The organism is Embleya sp. NPDC059213 (genome assembly GCF_042754445.1).
Classification (GTDB): domain Bacteria; phylum Actinomycetota; class Actinomycetes; order Streptomycetales; family Streptomycetaceae; genus Embleya.
Window position 1 is genome coordinate 1 of record NZ_JBHZAV010000363.1, and the last position, 4,029, is coordinate 4,029.

Below are 4,029 nucleotides of genomic sequence, written 5' to 3' on the forward strand. Positions count from 1 at the left end.
CGCGTACCGCTGACCCGCATGCTTCCGCGACCGACCCGGGCCCGCGTACCGCTGACCCGCATGCTTCCGCGACCGACCCGGGCCCGCGTACCGCTGACCCGCATGCTTCCGCGACCGACCCGGGCCCGCGTGCGGCTGACCCGCCCGCGCCCGCGACCGGCTCGTTCGCGTCTGCGGCCGGTGTGTCCGCGGCTGCGGATCCGGGGTCTGCCGAGTTTCTCGGTCGGGTTCGGGCCGGGGTGATTTTGCTTGCCGATCGGCTGGCGGCGCTCGGCATTGTTCGGCGCACCGCCGAGGGCATCACGTTGACCGGCCTCGGTGGCACGCTCGTGCATCGCATGTTTCGGGAGCAGGGGCTGCCGGTCGCCACCGTCGACGACTACACCGCCGCGTCCGGCGCTCGGTTGCTCGGCGCGATGGGGGCGTGGCCGCGACCGGTGGCGACGCGTACGTTCGCGAGTTGGATCGCGTGCCGCCCCGTCGACGCCGCGTTGTCCGAGCTGTGTGCGGTCGCGGGCGCCGCCGGGCCCACCGAGCGCCTCATGCTCTTCGCCCATCTGGGCGCTGCCGACCTGCCCGAGGCCGCCGTCGAACGCGCCCTCACCCAGGCCGGCGCCGACCCCACCCTCGCCCCGCACGTGTGGAACTGGCGCCTGACCCACGACCGCGACGTGCCACCCGCGACGCTGCGCACGCTGGCCTGGCTGACCGCGGACAACGCCGCCGCAGCGCTCCTGGGTCGACACGAGGCGGCCGTACTGGGCCTGCTCACCGAGGTGACGGGCAGCCAGGGACCGGGCGCCGACGTGGTCTTCGGCGAACTCGCGACGATGGGCCACCCCTGCGCCGAGGACGTGCTGCGCTTCGCCGAAACCACCCACCCCGATCCCGAGGTGGCCAAGGCCGCCCGCCGCGCCCTGCACCGACTGTGCTGAGCGCTCCGAGCACCGTCGGTGACGTGCTCAGGGCCGCCACAGTTCGCCGGGGGCCGGTTCCGGCCAGGGGATGTCGGCGCGGACGGCGGCGAACAGTTCCTTGCAGCGTTTGTCGTCGAGCAGGACCACGCTCTGCCCGCCGCCGCGCTCGCCGAAGCCGGCGACGGGGGCGGTGCGAAACGCCAGGTCGGCTTCGTTGATGCCCTTGAGGTCGGTGGCCAGGTCGAGCAGGGCCTTGAAGTTGAGGTTGTCGTCGACGGTCAGCGACTTGGTCAGCGACTGCAACAGGTTCTCGGTGCGCAGCGGGCTGCCGAGTACGCCCTCCGCGGTGACCTTCTCCGCGATCGCGCCCAGGAGTTGCTGCTGGTGGGCCACCCGATCCAGGTCGCCGCGCTCGAGCCCGTAGCGCTGCCGCACGAACTTGAGCGCCTCGTTGCCGTCCAGCTTGGCCCGGCCCTTGTCGGCGTCCACCGTCACCCCGCCGAGCGCGTCGACCATGCCCTTGAAGCCGCCGAAGTCCACCGCCGCGTAGTGGTCGATTCGTACGCCGGTCAGGTTCTCGATCGTGGCCACGAGCAGCGCGGGTCCGCCCCACGAGAAGGCCGCGTTCAGCTTGGCCTCGCCGTGTCCCGGGATCGACACCCACGAGTCGCGCGGCAGCGAGATCGCCGAGATCGAGGCCCGACCGGCGGGCAGGTGCAGCAGCATCATGGTGTCGCTGCGTCGGCCCTCCAGCACGTTCGGGTCGGCGCCGGCCGCCGCCGCGTCCATACCGACGAGCAGGATGTTCAGTGCCCGACCGGCGGTGGGATCGGCCGGCGGGCGCGGCCCCGCGGCGGGGATGCTCGATCGGTCGAAGACTCCGTCGATGCGCTTGATGTTGGCGTTGAGCGAGTACACCACCCAGACCGCGCAGCCACCGACCACGAACAGCGAAAGGGTGAGCAGCCCGACCAGTCCCACGATCGCCTTGCGGCGCCGCGACCAAGGCTTGCGCTCGGGTGTCGAGGTCGGCTCGACGTCCTCGTCCGCCCCGCCGACCTCGGCCGACTCGTCCGTCGCACCCAGCGCATCCGTCATGCGCAGAAGCTAGCTGACCAGTCGTCAGCAACGGCAGAGGGAGCCGAAAATCAGTGCGAAGACGAGATCGACTTCGCTGCCTGTCCGAGATCCGGAGCCGGCCGCCGCATGCATACGCGAGGCCATCGATCCAGCCCGATGGCCGCTTCGTGCGCCCGGATTGCCGCGAGCCCCGGCGTCACCTCGGCCGCGTCGAGCGTGCGAAAGCCGATCCGCGCGTAGTACGGAGCGTTCCACGGGACGTCCCGAAACGTGGTCAACGTCGAAGCGAGCCCGGTCTCCGCCTGCACCCGATCGATCATCGCCCGCCCGAGCCCGCGCCGCGCCCCGTCGGGATGCACCGACACCTGCTCGATGTGCGCCGCGCCGTCCACGAGGTCCCAGATCAGATAGGCGATCGCCGGTTCCCCGACCACCAGGCACCGCCCATCGCTCTGATACTGCGCCAACTCCGCCACGGACAACGGCTCGTCCGCAGCGATCTCCGGCATCGCGACATCCACGAAACACATCCCGGCGGCGACCTCGATCTCTCGCAAACGCTCCAGATCGCCCACCGAGGCAACACGCATCGCATCACTGCTCATGATTGCCATTGTGGCTGCCGCCCGACACGCGAGACGGCGCGGCCGGCGGTGCATCGGGTGGCGGCACGGCGCCGCTCGCATCGGGAAGGCGACGGCCCCGCCCACCGATGACCTGTGACAGCGAACTTGGGTTGGTTGCCACCGAAGTTGGGCGGATCGCTGTTTGTGACACCGAAGATGGGCCACTATCCGGTTTCTGACACCGAAGTTGGGCCGATGTGTGGCGGATCGGGTCGGTGCCGCGTCAGGCAGGGTTCGCCTCGACGTCGCTGGGGGCCTGGGCGGATGCCACTTCCGTCAGCGCGCAATCTCGCGGGATGCACTCTCATCTGCGCTTTGAGAACCCTCCTGCTCTGCCTCACGAGGCAGTGGCCGGGATCTTGGAGTGGCCGGGATCTTGGAGGAGGCTCTGCGTGACCGTTCGCAAGAGGGCGAGGCGGCGGTTGCACTGGTCGGAAGTGCGTTGAACGACGACGATCGGGAGTTCGTCGAGCACCGGTGTGTCCAGATCGGGACGCGGGCCGTGTCAGGCAGCCCCCTGCTCGGTCTGGCCGGCCTGTGTCTGGGACATGCGGCTCGGCGCTTCGGCTGTCTCGGCGATGAGGCCCTTGCGTTGGCTGAATCGTCGGCGGCGCGTGCGGAGGCGGATCCGACGGACGTGGATGGTCGGGCTCTCGACGGCTTCGACGACATCCGGAGTTTCCTCCACCTGCGGTGAGGCCGTCGGTCACTCGTCGACTTGTGCGGCCCGCGTGCGGAACTCCGCCCGCCGGCGGACAACTCTCGGCCGGCAGGTGCCCGAGCACCACCTGCGGCTGTTGGATGTCGGCTTGCGGCGGGCCATGGAGGCTCCGTAAGCCGCGCATCCCTGCTGGTCAGACAGCATGAGGACTTCCTGGTTCAAGCAGTAATCCGAGCACCAGGGATTGGGTCTGACGGGCCGGTAGTTGCGGTGGCAGCCCCGGCAGGTCGTCGGGCCGAAAGGGTCGGCGGGTTCTGGACAGGGGGATCGAGCTCGGCTTCGGGACAGCCGTTGGATCCGCACCGACACGAGGCCGACATAGCCCCGAACGGTCTCCCGGATCGAATACCCGTGGACCTGCGTGCGGCCATCCGCCCTCCCAGGCAGCCGACCGATCCGTGAGCCGACCCGGGACAAGTGGCAGGTGGCGGCGCGTAGCGACGGTCGCCCTCCTGGGGGCCCTGCAAGCCACCGGCTTCGGTCGTTCGCACGAGCCGCAGCCCCCGATCCCGTGATGGTCTCGGAGGTACAGAGCGCCGCCGTCACCCAAGGCCGACCCCGAGGCCGCCTTCCGACCCACCTGTGGCAAGCCGCCCGCCGACCCGGGTGTGACCCGAACGCCGAGCGACCCGAACGCCGAGCGACCCAAGCGCGCGAAGGGCGGCCCCACGGAGCAGGGCCGCCC

At 70.6% G+C, this 4,029-nt stretch carries 5 protein-coding genes; 3 read left to right on the plus strand and 2 right to left on the minus strand.

What is annotated here, in order from left to right:
• Together ACFXMF_RS47085 and ACFXMF_RS47090 are read left to right on the plus strand one after the other, a co-directional pair.
• On the plus strand, positions 1-243 hold a 243-nt coding region (locus tag ACFXMF_RS47085), incomplete at its 5' end, for a hypothetical protein (protein ID WP_380021292.1).
• Positions 240-935, plus strand: coding sequence for a hypothetical protein (locus ACFXMF_RS47090; RefSeq protein WP_379991895.1), 696 nt, complete (start codon positions 240-242; stop codon positions 933-935). The genes ACFXMF_RS47085 and ACFXMF_RS47090, both read left to right, overlap by 4 nt.
• Before the next feature lie 27 nt (positions 936-962).
• Here ACFXMF_RS47090 and ACFXMF_RS47095 read toward each other — a convergent pair whose 3' ends face one another.
• Together ACFXMF_RS47095 and ACFXMF_RS47100 are read right to left on the minus strand one after the other, a co-directional pair.
• Positions 963-2,015 (minus strand): LCP family protein, encoded by a 1,053-nt coding sequence (locus ACFXMF_RS47095; RefSeq protein ID WP_379991894.1) that lies wholly within the window; start codon positions 2,013-2,015, stop codon positions 963-965.
• Between the two features lie 50 nt (positions 2,016-2,065).
• Complete coding sequence (locus ACFXMF_RS47100; protein ID WP_360317471.1) at positions 2,066-2,602, minus strand: GNAT family N-acetyltransferase; 537 nt, start codon at positions 2,600-2,602, stop codon at positions 2,066-2,068.
• A 385-nt stretch (positions 2,603-2,987) separates the two neighbouring features.
• On the opposite strand from ACFXMF_RS47100, the gene ACFXMF_RS47105 reads away from it, so the two are divergent.
• Positions 2,988-3,320 carry a hypothetical protein gene (locus tag ACFXMF_RS47105; RefSeq protein ID WP_379991893.1) on the plus strand — a complete coding sequence of 111 codons (333 nt, stop codon included), beginning with the start codon at positions 2,988-2,990 and terminating at the stop codon, positions 3,318-3,320.
• The last annotated feature ends 709 nt before the right edge of the window (positions 3,321-4,029 follow it).